The sequence below is a fragment of the Streptomyces niveiscabiei genome (assembly GCF_033794345.1).
GTDB lineage: Bacteria > Actinomycetota > Actinomycetes > Streptomycetales > Streptomycetaceae > Streptomyces > Streptomyces niveiscabiei.
Window position 1 is genome coordinate 56,438 of record NZ_JARAYJ010000021.1, and the last position, 20,682, is coordinate 77,119.

The following is a 20,682-nucleotide window of genomic DNA, read 5'->3' on the forward strand; positions in this document are numbered from 1 at the left end:
GTCTTCGAGGCCCGTGGTGGACTGCCAGGGCCATGTACGGCGGCTCAGGAGGAAGTCCGGTGCGAATCCGGCGCGGTCCCGCCACTGTGACCGGGGTAGTCATCCCCGGGAGCCAGGAACTCCCACCGCCGGTCTCGTCGAACCAGGGCGTGGACACCCTGAGTGAGGACATATCGCCATGCTCGGCCGCCGATTGAGGTACCGACTCCGACCGCTCACCCCTACGGCCGGCTGAGCCGATGGGTGCCGGTCGCATCTACGCGTACGGCGCCGCCGCCGGACTCCTCGGTGACCTGCTGCTCGGCGATCCCCGCCGGGGTCATCCGGTCGCCGCGTTCGGGCGTGCCGCGGCGTGTGCGGAGCGGGCGTTGTGGCGTGACCACCGGGGGTGGGGTGCGCTGCACACGGCCGTCTGCGTGGGGGGCGCGGTGGCTCTCGGGGCCGTCTCGCAGGCTGCTGTGCGCCGCTCCCCCGCCGCTTCCCTCGCGTTGACCGGCCTCGCCACGTGGGCGGTCGTCGGCGGTACCTCCCTCGCGCGCGAGGCCCGGCACATCGGGCGGGCCCTGGAGGCCGGGGACGTCGAGGCGGCGCGGGCCCGGCTGCCGCATCTGTGCGGGCGCGATCCGCAGGCGCTGGACGCGGACGGGATCGCGCGCGCGGTTGTGGAATCGGTTGCTGAGAACACCTCCGACGCCGTGGTGGGCGCGCTGGTGTGGGGGGCCGTGGGCGGGGTGCCGGGGCTGCTCGGGTTCCGGGCCGTCAACACGCTCGACGCGATGGTGGGGCACCGGTCGCCCCGTCATCTGCGGTACGGGTGGGCGTCCGCCCGGCTCGACGACGTCGCCGGGTGGCCGGGGGCCCGGCTGACCGCCGTGCTCGCGTGTGCCGCCGGAGACGATCCCCGGGGTGCCGTACGGGCCTGGCAGGCGGACGCCGTGAAGCATCCGAGCCCCAACGCCGGGCCGGTGGAGGCGTCGTTCGCGGGGGCGCTGGGGGTGCGGATGGGCGGGACGTTGTCGTACGCGGGGCGGGTCGAACACCGGCCCGTGCTCAACGGGGGTGGGCGCGGGGTGGTCGTCGGGGACATCGAGCGGGCGGTACGGCTGTCCCGGCGGGTGAGTTGGCTGGCGCTGGGGGCGACGGTCGCCGGGCGGGCGTTGGCGGGGAGGGCGCTGGCGGGGCGTGGCGCTGCCGGGCGTGGCGCTGCGGGGCTCGGTGCTGCCGGGCGTGGTTTGTGCAAACGGTTGCTGAAAAAGGGGGCCAGCGTATGAGCGGCGGGCTACTGGTCGCCGGGACCACCTCCGACGCCGGTAAGAGTGTCGTCACCGCCGGGATCTGCCGGTGGCTCGTACGGCAGGGCGTGAAGGTCGCGCCGTTCAAGGCGCAGAACATGTCCCTCAACTCGTTCGTGACCCGCGAGGGCGCGGAGATCGGGCGGGCGCAGGCGATGCAGGCGCAGGCGTGCCGGATCGAGCCGACCGCGCTGATGAACCCGGTGCTGCTGAAGCCCGGCGGGGAGCGGAGCAGTCAGGTCGTGCTGATGGGGAAGCCCGTCGGCGAGATGGACGCGCGCCGGTATCACGGGGGCCGCCAGGAGCAGTTGCTCGGAACGGTGCTCGACTGCCTCGCCGAACTCCGGTCCACGCACGACGCGGTGATCTGCGAGGGCGCCGGATCGCCCGCCGAGATCAACCTGCGGCGCACCGACATCGTCAACATGGGGATCGCGCGCAACGCGGCGTTGCCGGTGCTGGTGGTCGGGGACATCGACCGCGGCGGCGTCTTCGCCTCGTTCTTCGGGACGGTCGCCCTGCTCTCGCCGGAGGACCAGGCCCTGGTCGCCGGGTTCCTGGTGAACAAGTTCCGCGGCGATGTGTCGCTGCTGGAACCGGGGTTGGAGATGCTGCGCGGGCTGACCGGCCGGCCGGCGTACGGGGTGCTGCCGTTCCGGCCGGGCCTCGGGATCGACGAGGAGGACGGCATGGCGGTGTCCCTGCGGGGCGCCGTACGGGAGTCCTCGCTCGCGCCGCCGGTCGGGGACGAGATCCTCCGGGTCGCCGTCTGCGCCGTGCCGTTGATGTCGAACTTCACGGACGTGGACGCGCTGGCCGCCGAACCCGGCGTGGTGGTGCGGTTCGTGGACCGGCCGGAGGAACTCGCGGACGCGGACCTGGTCGTCGTACCCGGAACCCGGGGGACGGTGAAGGCACTTGAGTGGCTTCGCGAGCGGGGGCTAGCCGTCGAGTTGGCTCGCAGAGCTGCCGCCGGGAGGCCGACTCTGGGGATCTGCGGCGGTTTTCAGCTCCTCGGCGAGCGCATCGAGGACGACGTCGAGTCGCGTGCCGGCGTCGTCGACGGGCTCGGACTGCTGCCCGTGCGGGTGCGGTTCGCCCGCGAGAAGACTCTGACCCGGCCGGTGGGCGAGGCCCTCGGGGAGCGGGTCGAGGGGTACGAGATCCATCACGGGGTCGCCGAAGTCGTAGGCGGGGACCCCTTCCTGGACGGCTGCCGGGTCGGCGCCGTCTGGGGTACGCACTGGCACGGTTCGCTGGAGTCGGACGGGTTCCGGCGGGCGTTCCTGCGCGAGGTGGCCGCCGCCGCGGGCCGCCGCTTCGTGCCCGCCGACGACACCTCGTTCGCCGTGCTGCGCGAGCAACAGCTCGATCTGCTCGGCGATTTGATCGAACAGCACGCGGACACAGACGCGCTCTGGCGGCTCATCGAGTCGGGAGCGCCGCAAGGACTGCCCTTCATCCCCCCGGGAGCGCCCGCATGAGCACAGTTTTGCTGTTGTCGACCGCCGACACGGACCTGCTGGCGGCGCGCGCCTCCGGCGCCCCGTACCGGATCGGGAACCCGACCCGGGTGGACGTCGCCGGGGAGCTTCCGGCGCTGATCGAGGGCGCCGACATCGCTGTCGTACGGCTCCTGGGCGGCAAGCGGGCCTGGGAGGACGGGCTCGCGGCGCTCAGGTCGGCGGGGATTCCCACCGTGTTGCTGGGCGGCGAGGCCGTGCCGGACGCGGAGCTGATGGCGGAGTCGTCGGTGCCGGCCGGGGTGGTGGCGGAGGCGCTGCGGTATCTCGTCGAGGGCGGGTCGGCGAACCTCGTCGAGCTGGCCCGATTCCTCTCCGACACCGTGCTGTTGACCGGTGAGGGGTTCGAAGAGCCGCAGAAGATGCCGGAGTTCGGGGTCCACGGGTCTTTCGAGATCCGCGAGGGCCGTCCCACCGTCGGCGTTCTCTTCTACCGGGCCCACGAGTTGAGCGGCAACACCGCCTTCGTCGACACCCTGTGCGACGCGATCGAGGCGCGCGGCGCCAACGCGCTTCCCGTGTACTGCGGTTCGCTGCGCGGCGCGGACGCCGGGCTGTACGAACTCCTGGGTGGGGCCGACGCGTTGGTGGCGACGGTCCTCGCGGCCGGCGGCACGCACGCCTCGGAGGCGTCGGCTGGCGGCGACGAGGAGGCGTGGGACATCGGCGCGCTGGCCGATCTCAACATCCCTGTGCTGCAAGGGCTTTGCCTCACCTCGTCGCGCGCGGCGTGGGACGAGTCGGACGCGGCCCTCTCCCCCATGGACGCGGCGATGCAGGTCGCGATCCCCGAGTTCGACGGGCGGATCATCACCGTCCCGTTCTCCTTCAAGGAGCAGGGCCCGGACGACGTCCCGGTGTACGTCGCCGACCCCGAGCGGGCTGGGCGGGTCGCCGGAATCGCCGTGCGCCACGCGCAGTTGAGGCACAAGCCGAACGCGGAGAAGCGCGTCGCGCTGGTCTTCACGGCGTACCCGACGAAGCACTCCCGGGTCGGCAACGCGGTCGGTCTGGACACGCCCGCTTCGGCGGTGCGGGTGCTGGACGCGCTGCGGGACGCCGGGTACGGGGTGTCCGAATACCCCTCCGAGGGCGACGAGTTGATCCACCGGCTCATCGAGGCCGGTGGGCATGACGTGGAGTGGCTGACCGAGGAGCAGTTGGCGTCCGCGCCCGCGCGGGTGCCGCTCGCCGACTACCAGGCGTGGTTCGACAAGCTCGATCCGGAGCTGCGGGACGCGATGACCGAGGCGTGGGGCGAGCCGCCGGGCTCGCTGTATGTCGACGGCGACGAAATCGTTCTCGCCTCCCTCCAGTTCGGGAACGTCGTCGTGATGATCCAGCCGCCGCGCGGCTTCGGGGAGAACCCGATCGCGATCTACCACGACCCGGACATGCCGCCGTCGCACCACTACATGGCCGCGTACCGCTGGCTGAACAACTCGTTCGGCGCCGACGCGATCGTCCACATGGGCAAGCACGGCACGATGGAGTGGCTGCCGGGCAAGGGCCTTGGTCTGAGCGGGGGTTGCGCGCCGGACGCCGTGCTCGGTGAGCTGCCGCTGATCTACCCGTTCATCGTCAACGACCCCGGCGAGGGGACGCAGGCGAAGCGGCGCGGGCACGCGACCGTCGTCGACCACCTGGTGCCGCCGATGGCCCGCGCGGACACGTACGGGGACCTCGCGAAGCTGGAGCAACTCCTCGACGAGTACGCCCTCGTGAGCGATCTCGACCCGGTGAAGGCGCCTGCGGTGCGGGCGCAGATCTGGACGCTCGTGAAGGCCGCCGAGCTCCATCACGACCTGCATGTGGACGAGCAGCCCGGCGACGACGACTTCGACGAGTTCGTCATGCACATCGACGGCTACCTGTGCGAGATCAAGGACGTGCAGATCCGCGACGGACTGCACATCCTCGGCGGCGGGCCGGTCGACGAGGCGCGCGTGAACCTCGTCCTGGCCGTGCTGCGCGCCTCCCAGGTGTGGGGCGGGCAGGCCAACGCGCTGCCGGGTCTGCGGTCCGCCTTCGCGGCTCATTTCGGGCTGGTGGAGAAGGAGTTGCTGGCCGAACCGGGTGCCGCGGTGAAGGTGCCGGTGGAGCTGAGCGAGCTGGTGGAGGGGCCCGCGCGGACCGCCGCCGACGCGATCGATCTGCTGGAGCAGCTGTGCCGGCGGGTCGCGCTCGGGATGGAGGAGCGGGGCTGGGCCGTGGCGGCCGTTCCCGCTCTGGTGCGTGAGGTGCTCGGTACCGAACTGCCGGACGCCGTGGCCGTGTTGACGTTCGCCTGCGAGGAGGTCGTACCCCGCCTGGCTCGTACGACGGACGAGATCGATCACATCCTCCGTGCGCTGGACGGGGGTTACGTCCCCGCCGGGCCCTCGGGCTCCCCGACGCGCGGGCTCGTCAACGTCCTTCCTACCGGCCGCAACTTCTACTCCGTCGACCCCAAGGCCATTCCCTCGCGGCTGAGTTGGGAGGTCGGGCAGGCGCTCGCGGACTCGCTCGTGCAGCGGTACCTGGCGGACACCGGGGAGTATCCGAAGTCCGTCGGCCTCACCGTCTGGGGCACCTCCGCGATGCGCACCCAGGGCGACGACATCGCCGAGATCCTCGCGCTGCTGGGCTGCCGCCCGGTGTGGGACGACGCGTCCCGCCGCGTCACCGGCTTCGAGGTCGTCCCCCTGGACGAGCTGGGCCGTCCTCGCATCGACGTGACCGTCCGCATCTCCGGCTTCTTCCGGGACGCGTTCCCGCACGTCGTGGGGCTCCTCGACGACGCCGTACGCGCGGTGGCGGAGCTGGACGAGCCCGCCTCGGGGAACTTCGTCAAGGCCCACGCCGACGAGGACACGGCCGAGCACGGCGACCGACGCCGGGCCACCGCCCGTATCTTCGGCTCCAAGCCGGGGGCGTACGGGGCCGGGTTGCTGCCGCTCATCGACGCGCGGAACTGGCGGTCCGACGCGGATCTCGCCGAGGTGTACGCGGTGTGGGGTGGTTACGCGTACGGGCGCGGGCTGGACGGGCGGGCGGCTCGGGGGGACATGGAGACGGCGTTCAAGCGGATCGCTGTGGCCGCGAAAAACGTGGACACGAGAGAGCATGACCTCGTCGACGCGGACGACTATTTCCAGTACCACGGCGGCATGGTCGCCATGGTCCGGCACCTCACCGGGGTCAACCCCGAGGCGTACGTGGGGGATTCGGCGACGCCGGACCAGGTGAAAACCCGCACTCTCGGCGAGGAGACCCACCGCGTGTTCCGCGCGCGCGTGGTCAACCCCCGCTGGATGGCGGCGATGCGGCGGCACGGGTACAAGGGCGCGTTCGAGATGGCCGCGACCGTGGACTACCTGTTCGGGTACGACGCGACGGCCGGTGTGGTCGACGACTGGATGTACGAGAAGCTCAGCGCCGAGTACGTCTTCGACCCGGAGAACAGGGACTTCATGAAGAAGTCCAACCCGTGGGCGCTGCGCGGGATCACGGAGCGGCTGCTTGAGGCCGCCGACCGAGGGCTGTGGGCGGAGCCCGACGCGGACACGCTGGAGCGGCTGCGTGCCACGTATCTGGAGCTTGAAGGCGACTTGGAGGGCGACCAGTGAGTACTCCGTTTCCGTTCACGGCAGTTGTGGGGCAGGACGATCTGCGGCTCGCGCTGCTGCTGAACGCGGTGTCTCCCGCTGTGGGGGGCGTGCTGGTGCGCGGGGAGAAGGGGACCGCGAAGTCGACTGCTGTGCGGGCGCTTTCGGCGTTGCTGCCTGCGGTGGATGTGGTGGCCGGGTGCCGGTTCTCGTGTGATCCGGCGGCTCCTGATCCGGCTTGTCCTGATGGGCCGCACGAAGTGGGCGGCGGGGCTCAACGGGCTGCCCGGATGGTCGAGTTGCCTGTCGGGGCGTCCGAGGACCGGCTCGTTGGGGCGCTTGATATCGAGCGGGCGCTCGCCGAGGGTGTGAAGGCGTTCGAGCCGGGGCTCCTCGCCGATGCTCATCGCGGGATTCTGTACGTCGACGAGGTCAACCTTCTCCACGACCACCTCGTCGATCTGCTGCTCGACGCCGCTGCCATGGGGGCTTCCTACGTCGAGCGCGAGGGCGTGTCCGTGCGGCATGCCGCTCGGTTCCTGCTCGTCGGGACCATGAATCCCGAAGAAGGCGAATTGAGGCCTCAACTGTTGGACCGGTTCGGGTTGACCGTCGAGGTCGCCGCGTCCCGGGAGCCCGATCAGCGTGTCGAGGTCGTGCGGCGGCGGCTCGCCTATGACGACAACCCCGCCGAGTTCTCGGCGCGTTGGGCCGACGAGGAGCGTGCCGTACGGCAACGGATCGTTGCCGCGCGGGAGTTGTTGCCGTCGGTGCGGCTCGGGGACGGGGCGTTGCGGCAGATCGCGGCTACCTGTGCGGCGTTCGAGGTCGACGGGATGCGGGCCGACATCGTGATGGCGCGTACCGCTACCGCGCTGGCCGCGTGGGCGGGTCGGACCGAGGTGCTGGCGGAGGATGTGCGGCAGGCGGCGTTGCTGGCGTTGCCTCATCGTCGTCGGCGGAATCCCTTTGATGCGCCGGGACTTGACGAGGACAAGCTGGACGAGACGTTGGAGGAGTTCTCCGGGGAGTCTCCCGAGGACGATCCCGATCCGGACGGGCCCGGTGGGGGTGGTGGGCAGCCGTCGCCCCAGGACGGGCAGGGGGACGGTGATTCCGCTGCTCAGCCCGAGGCCGGGGAAGGCGGGGAACCGGTAGGAGGGGGCGGGGAGCAGTCCGCCGTGCGGGCCTCCGAGCCGTTCCGGACCAAGGTGTTGAGTGTGCCGGGGATCGGTGAGGGTGCTGCTGGGCGGCGGTCCCGTGCGCGGACCGAACATGGCCGTACGACGGGGGCTCGGCGGCCTCAAGGGGCGCTGACCAAGCTGCACTTGGCGGCGACCGTGCAGGCTGCCGCGCCGCATCAGCGGGCTCGGGGGCGGTCGGGTCCCGGGCTTGTGGTGCGGCGGGACGATCTGCGGCAGGCGGCGCGGGAGGGGCGGGAGGGGAATCTCGTTCTTTTCGTCGTCGATGCGTCCGGGTCGATGGCCGCTCGGCAGCGGATGAGTGCCGTGAAGGGTGCCGTGCTGTCGTTGCTGCTCGACGCGTATCAGCGGCGCGACAAGGTGGGGTTGGTGACGTTCCGGGGGACCTCCGGGGACGTCGCACTGCCTCCCACCTCGTCCGTCGACGCGGCTGCCGCGCGGCTGGAGTCGCTGCCGACCGGGGGGCGTACGCCGCTTGCCGCCGGGCTGCTCAAAGCCCATGACGTGCTGCGCGTTGAGCGGTTGCGGGACCCGGCCCGGCGGGCGCTCGTCGTCGTCGTGACCGATGGGCGGGCCACCGGAGGGCCCGAGCCGGTCGCTCTTGCCGGGCGTGCCGCTCGGTTGTTCGCCGCCGACGGGGTCGCCTCCGTCGTCGTCGACTGTGAGTCGGGGCCTGTGCGGTTGGGGCTCGCGGGGCAACTCGCGGGGGAGCTGGGGGGTACGGCCGTCACGCTCGACGAGCTGCGTGCCGACTCGATCGCCGGGCTGGTCAAGGAAGTTCAGAGGAGGGCCGCGTAATGCCTCAGGGGCAGCCGAGTGTGGTGCCGGACGACGGTCTGACGACCCGTCAGCGTCGTAATCGGCCACTTGTCGTCGTCCACACGGGAGTTGGGAAGGGGAAGTCGACCGCCGCCTTCGGGCTCGCTCTGCGGGCCTGGAATCAGGGGTGGCCCATCGGGGTGTTCCAGTTCGTCAAGTCGGCGAAGTGGAAGGTCGGGGAGGAGAACGCGCTTCGGGTGCTCGGTGCTTCCGGGGAGGGCGGGTCCGTCGACTGGCACAAGATGGGTGAGGGGTGGTCCTGGGTCCAGCGGGACGACCAGATGGACAACGAGGAGAAGGCTCGGGAGGGTTGGGAGCAGGTCAAGCGGGATCTCGCCGCCGAGACGTACCGGCTGTACGTCCTCGACGAGTTCGCCTATCCGATGCACTGGGGGTGGGTCGATACCGATGAGGTCGTCGAGGTGCTGCGTGATCGGCCCGGGACCCAGCATGTGGTGATCACCGGGCGCAACGCCCCCTCGGCGCTGGTCGAGTTCGCCGATCTCGTCACCGACATGTCCAAGGTCAAGCATCCGATGGACGCTGGGCAGAAGGGGCAGAGGGGTATCGAGTGGTGAGGTCCGTCCCTCGGCTGGTCATCGCCGCGCCGTCCTCCGGGAGCGGGAAGACCACGGTTGCCACGGGGTTGATGGCCGCGTTCGCCGCGCGGGGGTTCGCCGTGTCTCCGCACAAGGTGGGGCCGGACTACATCGATCCCGGGTATCACTCGTTGGCGACTGGGCGGGTGGGGCGGAATCTCGACGCGTACCTGTGTGGGCCGGAGTTGGTCGCTCCCCTGTTCCTCCATGGGGCTCAGGGGTGTGACCTCGCGGTCGTCGAGGGTGTCATGGGGATGTACGACGGGGCCGCTGGGGAAGGGGAGTTGGCGTCCACTGCTCAGGTTGCGAAGTTGTTGCGGGCGCCGGTTGTGCTGGTCGTCGACGCGTCGTCGCAGTCGCGGTCTGTTGCCGCCCTGGTGCATGGGTTCGTGTCCTGGGACCCCGAGGTTCGGGTGGGGGGTGTGATCCTCAACAAGGTTGCCTCCGACCGGCATGAGGAGTTGTTGCGGGAGGCGTTGGAGGGGGTTGGGGTGGCGGTGTTGGGGGTGTTGCGGCGGGTGGCTCAGGTGGATGTGCCGTCACGGCATTTGGGGCTGGTGCCGGTGGTTGAGCGGCGGGGGGCGGCTGTTGAGGCGGTGGCAGCCATGGCTGCGCAGGTCGAGGCCGGGTGTGATCTGGAGGCGTTGATGGAAGTGGCCCGGGGGGCCGGGGAGTTGGGGGGCGATGTGTGGAGTCCGGGTGCGGCTCTGAGTTTTTCGCCCCCGCCGCCCCTTCCCATTCCCGACCCTGGGGGCTGCCGCCCCCAGACCCCCGCTTCGGCCCTGAAGGGGCCTCGTCCTCAAACTCCCCCAAGCTCTTCGAGCAGGGAGGTGCCCCCAGACGGGCTGAAAAAGCCAGTTGTGGCCGTTGCCGGTGGGGCCGCGTTCAGTTTTTCCTATGCCGAGCACATCGAACTGCTTGCCGCCGCCGGGGCTGAGGTCGTGACCTTTGATCCGTTGCGGGATGAGGCGCTTCCCGAGGGGACGGCCGGGATGGTCATCGGGGGTGGGTTTCCCGAGGTGTATGCCTCCGAGCTGGCCGGAAATGACGCTCTGCGTAAGGCCGTTGCCTCGCTTGCCGAGTCCGGGGCTCCCATCGCTGCCGAGTGTGCGGGGCTGTTGTATCTGTGCCGGGAACTCGACGGGGTTCCTATGTGCGGAGTCATTGATGCTTCCGCTCGGATGAGTGAGCGGCTCACCCTCGGGTATCGGGACGCCGTTGCCGTCAGTGGGAGTGTGCTTGCCGAGGCCGGGACCCGGATGCGGGGGCACGAGTTTCATCGGACTGTTGTCGAGCCGGGTGCGGGCAGTGCTCCTGCCTGGGGGTTTCGGGGGGCTCGGGGTCGAGTGGAGGGGTTCGTGGCGCGTAATGTGCATGCGAGTTATTTGCATACGCATTGGGCGGGCGAGCCCGGTGTGGCCCGTCGGTTCGTGGAGAGGTGCCGGACGTCATGAGCAGCAAGCTGGTCGGGGTCGGTGTGGGGCCGGGGGATCCGGAGCTGGTGACCGTCAAGGGGGTCAACGCGCTGCGGGACGCGGATGTTGTCGTCGTACCCGTGATGGACACCGGAGAGCGGGGCCGCGCCGAGGCGACCGTGCTGCACTACGTCCCGGAGGACAAGGTCGTACGGGTCGTGTTCGCGTTGAACGAGCGCAGTGACCGGGGGCGGCGTGAGGCCGCGTGGGATGCGGCCGGGGAAAGGGTTGCCGGGTTGCTGCGGGAGCACGGGGCTGTCGCGTTCGCGACCATCGGGGACCCGAACGTGTATTCGACGTTCACGTATCTCGCGCAGACCGTCGCGGAGCTGGTGCCGGGGACGGTCGTCGAGACCGTGCCGGGGATCACGGCGATGCAGGACCTCGCGGCGCGGTCGGGGGCCGTGCTGACGGAGGGGACGGAGCCGTTGACGCTGGTGCCGGTGACGGCGGGGGCGGCGGTGCTGAAGGAGGCGTTGGCGGGGGGCGGGACGGTGGTGGCGTACAAGTTCGGGCGGCAGGCCGGGGAGGTCGTCGAGGCGCTGCGGGAGACCGGGCGGATCGAGGGGGCCGTGTGGGGGGCCTCGCTGGGGCTTGAGGGCGAGACCGTGCGGGCCGCGTCCGAGCTGGACGGGGAGCCGTTGCCGTATCTGTCGACGCTGATCTCGCCGGCGCGGCGGGAGAGCGGGCGGGGTGGAAAGTTGTGAGACCGGTTACTGCGGGGGTTGTGCAAGCGGTTGCACAACGCTCACCGCGCCAGCGCCAGCGTCAGCTCTCACCCTGCCAGTCCCACCACCAGCCAGATGAACGCCGCCCCCGCGATCGTGCACAGGACCGTCGAGCGGGCCGGGTGGTCGTGGTGGGCCTCGGGGAGGATCTCGGCGGCGGCGAGGTAGAGGAGGGCGCCGCCGAAGAAGCCGAGATAGCCGCCGAGCAGTTGCTCCGGGATGGTGACGAACGTCGTGGAGAGGGCGCCGGCGACGGGGGCCGCCGCGTCCGCGAAGAGCATGGCCAGGGCCTTGCGGCGGGCGTTCCCGTAGAGGCTCGTGATCGTGTACGTGTTGAAGCCGTCGGCGAAGTCGTGGGCGATGACGGCGAGCGCGACGGCCGTCCCCATGCCCCCGTCGACCTGGAAGGCCGCGCCGATGGCGACGCCGTCCATGGCGCTGTGGCCGACCATCGCGGCGGCGGCCGTGAGGCCGACCTCGGGGGTGCGGCCGTTCTCCTCGGCGCCGTGCGCGGCCCGGCGCAGGGCGAGGAGGCGTTCGACCAGATGGGCCAGCAGGAACCCGGCGACGAAGAGCAGGAGGGCGGCGGGGACGCCGTACACCTCGGTGCCCGCGGCGTCGAGGGCCTCGGGGAGCAGGTCGAGGCCGACGACGCCCAGCATGAGGCCGCCCGCCAGGCCCAGCACCAGATGGCGGCGGTCGGTCACGCGCTGTGCCGTCCAGCCGCCGGCCAGCGTCATCAGGAACGCGCCGAGCGCGACGAAGACCGCCATGAGGACTTCGTATCCGATCTCCCCTTGTTCGCGCATGTCCGCAGGCCGGCGGCCCGTACGGCCGCCCGCGTGACAGCAACGCTCCAGTAACCCCTTTCTGAAAGGAATCTCCCCCATGGCCGATGCCCCCACCGGCAAGGTGACGTTCGTCGGTGCCGGCCCCGGCGCCGCCGATCTGCTGACGTTCCGCGCCGCGCGCGCGATAGCCGAGGCGGACGTGGTGATCTGGGCGGCGAGCCTGGTCCAGGCGGAGGTGCTGGACCACGCGCGCGAGGGGGCGGAGATCCTCGACTCGGCGACGATGTCGCTGGAGGACGTCGTCGCCGTGTACGAGCGCGCCTACCTGGACGGCCTGAAGGTGGCCCGTATCCACTCGGGCGACCCGGCGCTGTGGGGCGGGACGCAGGAGCAGTTCGACCGGTGCGAGGAACTCGGCATCGAGACGGAGATCGTGCCCGGCGTGTCGTCGTTCTCGGCGGTCGCGGCGATCGCAGGGCGTGAGCTGACGATCCCGGAGGTCGCGCAGTCCGTCGTCCTGACCCGGCTCGGCGGCGGCAAGACGCCGATGCCGCCCGGGGAGGAGGTGCGGGAGTTCGCGCGGCACGGTACGACGATGGCGGTGTTCCTGTCGGCGGCGCGCAGCGGGCAGCTGGTGCGGGAGCTGCTCGAAGGGGGTTACCCGACGTCGACGCCGGTCGTGATCGCCTACCAGGCCACGTGGCCCGAGGAGTTGGTCGTGCGGTGCACGATCGAGACGCTGGAGGAGACCGTCAAGGAGCACAAGCTGTGGAAGCACACGCTGTTCCTGATCGGCCCGGCGCTCGGCGCGCGCGGCACCCGTTCGCACCTCTACCACCCCGGCCACTTCCACGGCTTCCGCAAGGCCGACCCGGAGGCGCGCAGGGCGCTGCGGCGTGAACGGGGTGCGAGTACGTGATCACCGTCGTCGGTACGGGCACCGGGGCGCCGGTTCCCCAGGAGGCGCTGGACGGCGCGGAGTTGGTCGTCGGGGGGCGGCGGCATCTGGCGTCGGTCGCGCTTCCCGAGGGGGCGGCTTCCGTCGTCCTCGGGCCGCTCGCGCCCGCGTTCGACGTCGTCGAGGAGTACGTCGGTGAGGGGCGGCGCGTCGTCGTGCTCGCCTCGGGTGATCCGGGGTTCTTCGGCGTCGTGCGGGCGCTCGCGGAGCGGTTCGGGCCGGGGGTGCTGGACGTGCGGCCGGGGGTGTCGTCGGTGGCGACGGCCTTTGCCCGGCTGGGTGTTGTGTGGGACGACGCGGTCGTGGTGAGCGCGCACGGGCGGGACCCCCGGGTCGCCGTGAACGTGTGCCGGGCGTTTCCCAAAGTGGCCGTGTTGACCGGGCCTGGCGGCGGGCCCGCCGAGCTGGGGGCCGGACTCCTCGGGTACGAGCGGGAGTTGGTCGTCGGGACGGCGCTGGGTGATCCGGCGCTCGAGCGGGTCGAGCGGGTGACGCCCGAGGAGGCGGCTGCGCGGGACTGGGGTACGGCGGTGAGTGTCGTGCTGTGTCTCGACGCGCGGCGTTCTCGTACTCAAGTGCGGTCGCTGGCCGGGGGGTTCGCCTTTCCCGACCGGTGGGCCCTGGAGGAGGGCGACTTCGCGCACCGGGACTCGATGATCACGAAGTTCGAGGTGCGGGCGCTCGCGCTGGCCCGACTCGGGCCGCGCGCCGGGGAGTTGGTGTGGGACGTGGGGTCCGGTTCGGGGTCCGTGGCGGTGGAGTGCGCGCGGTTCGGGGCTGCCGTGTCGGCCGTCGAGAAGGCGGCGGACGGGGTGGAGCGGGTGCGGGCGAACGCCGCCGCGCATGGGGTCGACGTCCAGGTGGTGCATGGGGTCGCGCCTGGCGTGCTGGATCAACTCGACGATCCTGACGCCGTGTTCGTGGGGGGTGGGGGTGGTGAGCTGCCCGCCATCGTCGCCGAGTGTGCCCGTCGGGCGCGGCGTGTGGTCGTCGTGGCGATGGCCGCGCTGGACCGGGTGCCCGCCGTGCGGGGGGCACTGTCCGGTGCCGGGTTCTCCTGTGACGGGGTGCTGTTGCAGTCGTCGCGGCTCGCGCCGCTGCCCGGGGATGTGACGCGGCTCGCCGCCACCAATCCCGTGTTTCTGCTGTGGGGCGTGCGAACGTCCCTTTCTGACGAAGGAGTTGCTCAGTGATCGGCCTGATTTCCGCCACGTCGGCGGGGGCTGCGGCACGGGACCGGCTGGCCGTGGCCTGGCCGGACCGTACGCGGGTGTACGACGGGGCGGTGGGGGACGCCCTGCGGGCCGCGTTCGCGGAGTGCGAGCAGGTGGTGTGCTTCCTGGCGACGGGGGCGACGGTGCGGATCCTCGCGCCGCTGCTGTCGGACAAGGGGTCCGATCCCGGGGTGGTGTGTGTCGACGAGGGCGGGCGGTTCGCCGTGTCGCTGCTCGGGGGGCATGGTGGTGGGGCCAATGAACTCGCCGTGGAGGTCGGGGAGTTGCTGGGGGCGCAGCCGGTGGTGACCACGGCGACCGACTCTGTCGGGGTGGCCGGTCTCGACCTGCTCGGGTTGCCGGTCGAGGGGGATGTGGCCGGGGTGACGCGGGCTCTGCTGGACGGGGAGCCGGTCGCGCTGGAGGCGGAGGTGCCGTGGCCGTTGCCGCCGGTGCCGTTCGCCGCCGGCGGTTCGCACACGGTGCGGTTGACGGACCGCGCTGTCGAACCGGCGTCCCGGGAAGTGCTGTTGCGTCCGCCGTCCCTCGTCGTCGGTGTCGGTGCCTCCAGGGGGGCGCCCGTCGACGAGGTGCTGTCGGTGATCGAGGACGCCTTGCGGGACGCGGGGCTGTCGGCTCGTAGCGTCGCTCGACTCGCCACGGTGGACGCCAAGTCGGAGGAGCCCGGCATCCTGGAGGCCGCCGCGCGGCTCGGGGTGCCCGTGGTGACGTACTCCGCCGGGGAGTTGGCCGGGGTCGAGGTGCCCAATCCCTCTGACGCGCCGCTCGCCGCCGTCGGAACGCCGTCCGTCGCGGAGGCCGCCGCGCTGGCCGGGGGTGGTGAACTCCTCGTCCCCAAGCGGAAGTCGGCGGGTTCTCCGGCGATGGCGACCTGTGCTGTCGTACGGCGTCCCGGGCGCGGCCGGCTCGCGGTCGTCGGGCTCGGGCCCGGTGCCCGGGATCTCCTCACGCCGCGCGCGAAGGCGGAGTTGCGGCGGGCGTCCGTCCTGGTCGGCCTGGATCAGTACGTCGATCAGGTCCGCGATCTGCTGCGGCCCGGAACTCTCGTGCTGGAGTCGGGACTCGGCGCCGAGGAGGAGCGGGCGCGGACCGCTGTCGCCGAGGCGCGCAAGGGGCTGGCCGTCGCGCTGATCGGCAGCGGGGACGCGGGCGTGTACGCGATGGCGTCGCCCGCGCTGGCCGAGGCGTCGGACGACATCGACGTCGTCGGCGTACCCGGGGTGACCGCCGCGCTCGCGGCCGGGGCGATCCTGGGGGCGCCGCTGGGGCACGACCATGTGTCGATCAGCCTCTCCGACCTGCACACGCCGTGGGAGGTCATCGAGCGGCGTGTACGGGCGGCGGCCGAGGCGGACTTGGTCGTGACGTTCTACAACCCCCGTTCGCGGGGCCGGGACTGGCAGTTGCCGAAGGCGCTGTCCCTGCTGTCCGAGCACCGGTCCTCCGCGACCCCCGTCGGGGTCGTGCGCAACGCCTCGCGTGTCGACGAGTCGAGCCGGGTGACCACCCTGGGTGAACTCGACCCGGCGACGGTCGACATGATGACCGTCGTGACCGTGGGCAACACGGCCACCAGGATCATCGCGGGGCGCATGGTGACGCCGCGCGGCTACCGCTGGCAGGAGGAGGCGAAGTGAATCGGGTGGTCCACCCCATCGAGCAGGAGTCCTTCCGGCGGCTGCGTGCCCGCCTGGACACCTCGCACTTCCCGCCCCTGTCGCGGGCGGTGGTGGAGCGGGTCATCCACTCCGCCGCCGATCTGGAGTACGCGACCGACCTCGTCCTGGACGAGGGCGAGTTGGCGGCGGCGCACACCGCGCTGCACGCCGGCGCGCCCGTCGTCGTGGACGTGGAGATGGTCGCGGCCGGCATCACCCGGCGGGAGACCGTCTGCCGGCTGAAGGACGCCGAGTCGGGGCCGGGGCTGACCCGTTCGGCCCACGCCGTCCGGCTGGCGTACGAGGAGGTCGGGCCGGGGGCGATCTGGGTGATCGGCTGCGCGCCGACCGCGCTGGAGGAGCTGCTGACCCTGGACGCCTCCCCCGCCCTCGTCATCGGCCTGCCCGTCGGGTTCGTCGGGGCGGCCGAGTCGAAGGCCGCGCTGCGCGAGAGCGGGCTGCCCGCCGTGTCCAACGTGTCCGAGAAGGGCGGTTCGGCGGTCGCCGCCGCCGCGCTCAACGCCCTGCTGTATCAACCGAGTTCCGTTTCCGAGGAGAATCAGTGACCACCCCGCCCGCCCTGCTCATCGCCGGCCACGGCACCCGGGACGACGCCGGAGCCGAGGCGTTCCGCGACTTCGTACGGGAGTTGGGGCGCCGTAACCCTGGGCTCCCGGTGGCGGGCGGCTTCATCGAGCTGTCCCCGCCGCCGCTCGGCGACGCCGTGACCGAACTGGTGGAGCAGGGCGTACGCCGCTTCGCCGCCGTCCCGCTGATGCTGGTGTCCGCCGGGCACGCCAAGGGCGACATCCCCGCCGCGCTCGCCCGCGAGAAGGAGCGCCACCCCGGGATCTCGTACACCTACGGCCGTCCGCTGGGCCCGCACCCGGCGCTGCTCGCCGTGCTGGAGCGGCGGTTGGAGGAGGCGCTCGGCGGTTCGTCCGTCCGCACGCCCGAGGACCGTGCCGATGTCATGGTGCTGCTCGTCGGGCGCGGCTCGACCGACCCGGACGCCAACGCCGAGGTGTACAAGGCGGCCCGGCTGCTGTGGGAGGGGCGCGGGTACGCCGGTGTCGAGACCGCGTTCGTGTCGCTCGCGGCGCCGGACGTGCCGAGCGGGCTCGACCGGTGCGTGAAGCTGGGGGCGCGGCGGATCGTCGTCCTGCCCTACTTCCTGTTCACCGGCATCCTGCCGGACCGGGTCCGCCACCAGACCGAGGGGTGGGCCGCCGCGCACCCCGAGGTGGAGGTCTTCTCCGCCGATGTCATAGGCCCCGAGCCGGAGTTGCTGGATCTGGTGATGGAGCGGTACGCGGAGGCCGTCGAGGGCGACATCCGGATGAACTGCGACTCGTGCGTGTACCGGATCGCGCTGCCCGGCTTCGAGGACAAGGTGGGGGCGCCGCAGCAGCCGCACTTCCACCCCGACGACGACGGGCACCATCACCACGGCCACTCCCACGGCCACCACTCCCACTCCCATGCCCACTGACAGCCACGATCTGCGTCACCACGGCGACGCCGAGGTCCGTGACGACGGCTCCCACCTCGTCGACCTCGCCGTCAACGTCCGGGCCGGCACGCCGCCTTCGTGGCTGCGGTCGCACATCGCCGGCTCGCTGACCGGCCTGGCCGCCTATCCCGACGGCCGGGCCGCGCGGGCCGCCGTCGCGGCGCGGCACGGGCTGCCGGTGGAACGGGTGCTGCTGACGGCCGGGGCCGCGGAGGCGTTCGTGCTGCTCGCTCGCGCGCTGACAGTCCGTCAACCCGTCGTCGTGCACCCGCAGTTCACCGAGCCCGAGGCCGCTCTCCGCGATGCCGGGCATCGGGTGGGGCGGGTGCTGCTGCGGGGCGAGGACGGGTTCCGGCTGGATCCGTCGCTGGTTCCGGCCGACGCCGATCTGGTGGTCATCGGCAACCCGACCAATCCGACGTCGGTGCTGCATCCCGCCTCGTCGATCACCGAACTTGCCCGTCCTGGGCGGGTGTTGGTGGTCGACGAGGCGTTCATGGACGCGGTGCCGGGCGAGCGGGAAGCGCTCGCCGGGCGAACCGACGTACCCGGTCTGGTGGTTCTGCGCAGCCTCACGAAGACGTGGGGGCTGGCGGGGCTGCGGATCGGGTACGTGCTGGCGGAGCCGGAGGTCGTCCGGTCGCTGGAGCGGGCGCAGCCGTTGTGGCCGGTGTCGACGCCGGCGCTGGCGGCTGCGGAGGCGTGTGTGTCGGCGCGGGCGCTGGCGGAGGCGGAGGAGGCGGCGCGTTGTATCTCTGCGGATCGGGCTCATCTGGTCGCCGGTCTGCGGGAGTTGGGCGTCCAGGTTGCCGGTCCGGCCGAAGGGCCGTTCGTGCTGATCCGGTTGCCGGAGGCGGATGCCGTGTGGGGGCGACTGCGTGAGTCAGGGTTCGCGGTGAGGCGGGGAGACACGTTCCCGGGGCTGGACAGGGAGTGGCTGAGGCTGGCGGTGAGGGACAAGGCGACGACGGAGGGATTCCTGGCGGCGCTGGAGAAGGTACTCAGCGGCCCCTGAGCGTCGTCGGGTGCATTGAAAAGGGCCGGGTGACCTGCGTCTTTTTTTGGGGGCGCGGGGCTGTGTCGATTTGCGGCTACCGCCGCGTGGGCGCGATCAACCACGATGGCGCCGCACCCGCCAGTGTTTCCCCGCCCCCCTCCTTTTCAGGCGCTAGTTCCTACGACCCCGGCGAGCCAGGAATACCGCTCCCCCGCCCACCGCAAGCAACGCAGCCGCACCACCGGCGATATACGGCGTACTCGAACTCCCCCCGGTCTCCGCGAGGTTCGCCTCGGAAGGCTCCCCCTTGGGCTCAACAACGCTCTCCTCGGTCTCCCCTTGGGGCTCGGTCTGCTTCACCGGAGCCGCAGGCGTCTCACAGGTCGACTTCACCAGCGTCACCGACCCCTGCACCTCAGCGACGTTGAGGCTCAACGGGTTGACGCTGACGGAGAGTTCGAGCGCGGTGGCCGCAGCCGTACGGGACGTGGTCTCCCGCTTGGACAGATCGAGCCGCACCTCACCGACCCCGGGCACCTTGACCTCGGTCGTACCCCCGGCGGACACCGTGACCTTCTTGCCCAGCACGGTCACCGCGCCCAGCAGATTCGCGTCGGCGACCGGAGCCTTCCCGGCCTCGCAGACCGCCTTGGAGCTGACCGCCTCGATCTCGACGAGGGACAGCAACGGCAGCCCGGGAACGTGAAGTTTCGCGTGGGCGAGCCGACTTGACGCCTCGGCCTTGCCCTCCTGGACATCCGCCTTCGCCTCGGCGACATCCGCACGGAGGACACTGAACGGCTGCCCCTTGTCGACGCCGTCCAGCGTCGCGGTGAGCGCGGTCTTCGCCGCGGACGCGGGCGCCTGGACCTCGTTCAGCGAGACGGCCAGGGGGACTTGGACCGTCTTGTTGAGGAGGGAGACGTCCAGCCCGGTGCGCAGGACGACGGCGCCGGCACGGCCTTGCCCGGTGGCCTGCGCGGCACTCGCACCGGCCAGGGCCGCGGGACCTGCGGCCAAGGCGGTGGCCGTCGCCATCGCGGCGAAACGGCGTGCGGGCATACGGAAGTTGGTGTTGTTCACTGTGGTGGGACCCTCAGTAGAGATTGCTCGGGACCCCGAAAGAATTACGTAGTACGAGCGAACGATCAGCAATGTGGGCCGAGTTCACACGATCGTGGGTACGTCACTCACGTGTTCGACACAACGTCACCTCATGACACGGCCGTTCAGCACGACGTGTGACGGATCGGCCAGTACCCGTACGTCCGTTCGCGGGTCCCGCGCGTAGACGACGAGGTCGGCGGGGGCGCCCTCGTCGAGTCCCGGCCGGCCGAGCCACGCGCGTGCCTTCCACGTCGTCGCCGCGAGCGCCTCGACGGGCGGGATGCCGGCGGTGACGAGTTCGGCGACCTCCTCGGCGACGAGGCCGTGCGGGAGGGTGCCGCCGGCGTCGGTGCCGACGAAGACGGGGACCCCGGCGTCGTAGGCGTTGCGGACCGTGTCGTAGCGGCGTTCGTGCAGGCGGCGCAAGTGGTCTGCCCAGCGGGGGAACTTGGCCTCGCCGCCTGCCGCGAGGGTCGGGAACGTCGCGATGTTGACGAGGGTGGGGACGATGGCGACGCCGCGCCGCGCGAAGAGGGGGATGGTGTCGTCGGTGAGGCCGGTGGCGTGCTCGACGCAGTCGATGCCGGCCTCCACGAGGTCGCGCAGGGAGTCCTCGGAGAAGCAGTGCGCGGTGACGCGGGCGCCGAGGCTGTGGGCCTTGGTGATCGCGGCTTCCACCGCTTCGCGGGGCCAGGTCGGGGTGAGGTCGCCGACCTCGCGGTCGATCCAGTCTCCGACCAACTTGACCCAGCCGTCGCTCCGTCGGGCCTCGCGGGCGACGTACTCGGTGAGGTCCTCGGGTTCGATCTCGTGGGCGTAGCCGCGGATGTAGCGGCGGGTGCGGGCGATGTGGCGGCCGGCTCGGACGATCTTCGGGAGGTCGTCGCGGGTGTCGGTCCAGCGGGTGTCGGAGGGTGAACCGGCGTCGCGGATCAGGAGAGTTCCCGCTTCGCGGTCGGTGAGCGCCTGCTGTTCGGCGGTGTCCTGGTCGACCGGGCCGTGGGGGCCGAGGCCGACGTGGCAGTGGGCGTCGACGAGGCCGGGGAGCGCCCACCCCTGGACGGTGCGGACGTCGCGGGCGGTGGGGGGACGGTCGTGGGAGACGCGGCCGTCGATGATCCAGAGGTCGTCGCGGATGTCGTCCGGTCCGACGAGGATCCGGCCCTTCACGTGCAGCACCGCTTGATCGTTCATGGGA

Annotated in this window: 16 protein-coding genes and 1 riboswitch; of the genes, 13 read left to right on the forward strand and 3 right to left on the reverse strand. The window is 71.6% G+C overall.

The window, feature by feature from the left end:
* Positions 1–141, forward strand: a riboswitch (cobalamin riboswitch).
* A 98-nt stretch (positions 142–239) separates the two neighbouring features.
* From PV682_RS26410 to cobI, 7 genes are read left to right on the forward strand one after another with little or no spacing between them, the layout of a single operon-like run.
* Positions 240–1,271: a cobalamin biosynthesis protein gene (locus PV682_RS26410; RefSeq protein ID WP_319734061.1), complete on the forward strand. Its 1,032-nt coding sequence runs from the start codon at positions 240–242 to the stop codon at positions 1,269–1,271.
* Positions 1,268–2,776, forward strand: coding sequence for a cobyric acid synthase (locus tag PV682_RS26415; protein ID WP_319734064.1), 1,509 nt, complete (start codon positions 1,268–1,270; stop codon positions 2,774–2,776). The genes PV682_RS26410 and PV682_RS26415 overlap by 4 nt, the downstream gene beginning before the upstream one ends.
* The gene (gene cobN / locus PV682_RS26420; RefSeq protein WP_319734066.1) at positions 2,773–6,423 is read left to right on the forward strand and encodes a cobaltochelatase subunit CobN; all 3,651 of its coding nucleotides are present in this window, start codon (positions 2,773–2,775) and stop codon (positions 6,421–6,423) included. The genes PV682_RS26415 and cobN overlap by 4 nt, the downstream gene beginning before the upstream one ends.
* The gene (locus tag PV682_RS26425; protein WP_319734068.1) at positions 6,420–8,402 is read left to right on the forward strand and encodes a putative cobaltochelatase; all 1,983 of its coding nucleotides are present in this window, start codon (positions 6,420–6,422) and stop codon (positions 8,400–8,402) included. The genes cobN and PV682_RS26425 overlap by 4 nt, the downstream gene beginning before the upstream one ends.
* Complete coding sequence (cobO, locus tag PV682_RS26430; RefSeq protein ID WP_319734070.1) at positions 8,402–9,001, forward strand: cob(I)yrinic acid a,c-diamide adenosyltransferase; 600 nt, start codon at positions 8,402–8,404, stop codon at positions 8,999–9,001. The genes PV682_RS26425 and cobO overlap by 1 nt, the downstream gene beginning before the upstream one ends.
* Positions 8,995–10,476 carry a cobyrinate a,c-diamide synthase gene (locus PV682_RS26435; protein ID WP_319734072.1) on the forward strand — a complete coding sequence of 494 codons (1,482 nt, stop codon included), beginning with the start codon at positions 8,995–8,997 and terminating at the stop codon, positions 10,474–10,476. Before cobO ends, PV682_RS26435 begins: the two co-directional genes overlap by 7 nt.
* The gene (gene cobI / locus PV682_RS26440; RefSeq protein WP_319734074.1) at positions 10,473–11,204 is read left to right on the forward strand and encodes a precorrin-2 C(20)-methyltransferase; all 732 of its coding nucleotides are present in this window, start codon (positions 10,473–10,475) and stop codon (positions 11,202–11,204) included. Before PV682_RS26435 ends, cobI begins: the two co-directional genes overlap by 4 nt.
* Before the next feature lie 68 nt (positions 11,205–11,272).
* Here the strand turns inward: cobI and PV682_RS26445 are convergent, their stop codons facing one another.
* On the reverse strand, positions 11,273–11,998 hold the full coding sequence (locus PV682_RS26445) for a ZIP family metal transporter (protein WP_109363000.1): 726 nt from the start codon (positions 11,996–11,998) through the stop codon (positions 11,273–11,275).
* Positions 11,999–12,113: 115 nt separating this feature from the next.
* Here PV682_RS26445 and cobM point away from each other — a divergent pair, with 115 nt between their 5' ends.
* Genes cobM through cobC form a run of 6 tightly spaced genes read left to right on the forward strand, consistent with a single transcriptional unit; the run spans position 12,114 to position 18,395 of the window.
* Positions 12,114–12,935 (forward strand): precorrin-4 C(11)-methyltransferase, encoded by an 822-nt coding sequence (gene cobM, locus PV682_RS26450; protein ID WP_055720271.1) that lies wholly within the window; start codon positions 12,114–12,116, stop codon positions 12,933–12,935.
* On the forward strand, positions 12,932–14,167 hold the full coding sequence (gene cbiE, locus PV682_RS26455; RefSeq protein WP_319734077.1) for a precorrin-6y C5,15-methyltransferase (decarboxylating) subunit CbiE: 1,236 nt from the start codon (positions 12,932–12,934) through the stop codon (positions 14,165–14,167). Before cobM ends, cbiE begins: the two co-directional genes overlap by 4 nt.
* Positions 14,164–15,846, forward strand: coding sequence for a precorrin-3B C(17)-methyltransferase (gene cobJ / locus PV682_RS26460; RefSeq protein ID WP_319734079.1), 1,683 nt, complete (start codon positions 14,164–14,166; stop codon positions 15,844–15,846). The genes cbiE and cobJ overlap by 4 nt, the downstream gene beginning before the upstream one ends.
* The gene (locus PV682_RS26465) at positions 15,843–16,433 is read left to right on the forward strand and encodes a precorrin-8X methylmutase (RefSeq protein ID WP_112474040.1); all 591 of its coding nucleotides are present in this window, start codon (positions 15,843–15,845) and stop codon (positions 16,431–16,433) included. The genes cobJ and PV682_RS26465 overlap by 4 nt, the downstream gene beginning before the upstream one ends.
* Positions 16,430–17,359, forward strand: coding sequence for a sirohydrochlorin chelatase (locus PV682_RS26470; RefSeq protein WP_319734082.1), 930 nt, complete (start codon positions 16,430–16,432; stop codon positions 17,357–17,359). Before PV682_RS26465 ends, PV682_RS26470 begins: the two co-directional genes overlap by 4 nt.
* Complete coding sequence (cobC, locus tag PV682_RS26475; RefSeq protein WP_319734084.1) at positions 17,349–18,395, forward strand: Rv2231c family pyridoxal phosphate-dependent protein CobC; 1,047 nt, start codon at positions 17,349–17,351, stop codon at positions 18,393–18,395. Before PV682_RS26470 ends, cobC begins: the two co-directional genes overlap by 11 nt.
* Positions 18,396–18,548: 153 nt before the next feature.
* Here cobC and PV682_RS26480 read toward each other — a convergent pair whose 3' ends face one another.
* Positions 18,549–19,460, reverse strand: coding sequence for an SCO1860 family LAETG-anchored protein (locus tag PV682_RS26480; protein WP_319734086.1), 912 nt, complete (start codon positions 19,458–19,460; stop codon positions 18,549–18,551).
* Between the two features lie 126 nt (positions 19,461–19,586).
* Positions 19,587–20,678: an amidohydrolase family protein gene (locus PV682_RS26485; RefSeq protein WP_319734088.1), complete on the reverse strand. Its 1,092-nt coding sequence runs from the start codon at positions 20,676–20,678 to the stop codon at positions 19,587–19,589.
* Positions 20,679–20,682 lie beyond the last annotated feature (4 nt).

Bases quoted from the DNA above. Each gene is read 5' to 3' on its own strand.
- PV682_RS26410 (WP_319734061.1), top strand. From the start codon at position 240: ATGGGTGCCGGTCGCATCTACGCGTACGGCGCCGCCGCCGGACTCCTC.
- PV682_RS26415 (WP_319734064.1), top strand. From the start codon at position 1,268: ATGAGCGGCGGGCTACTGGTCGCCGGGACCACCTCCGACGCCGGTAAG.
- cobN (WP_319734066.1), top strand. From the start codon at position 2,773: ATGAGCACAGTTTTGCTGTTGTCGACCGCCGACACGGACCTGCTGGCG.
- cobO (WP_319734070.1), top strand. From the start codon at position 8,402: ATGCCTCAGGGGCAGCCGAGTGTGGTGCCGGACGACGGTCTGACGACC.
- cobI (WP_319734074.1), top strand. From the start codon at position 10,473: ATGAGCAGCAAGCTGGTCGGGGTCGGTGTGGGGCCGGGGGATCCGGAG.
- PV682_RS26445 (WP_109363000.1), bottom strand. From the start codon at position 11,998: ATGGCGGTCTTCGTCGCGCTCGGCGCGTTCCTGATGACGCTGGCCGGC.
- cobM (WP_055720271.1), top strand. From the start codon at position 12,114: ATGGCCGATGCCCCCACCGGCAAGGTGACGTTCGTCGGTGCCGGCCCC.
- cobC (WP_319734084.1), top strand. From the start codon at position 17,349: ATGCCCACTGACAGCCACGATCTGCGTCACCACGGCGACGCCGAGGTC.
- PV682_RS26485 (WP_319734088.1), bottom strand. From the start codon at position 20,678: ATGAACGATCAAGCGGTGCTGCACGTGAAGGGCCGGATCCTCGTCGGA.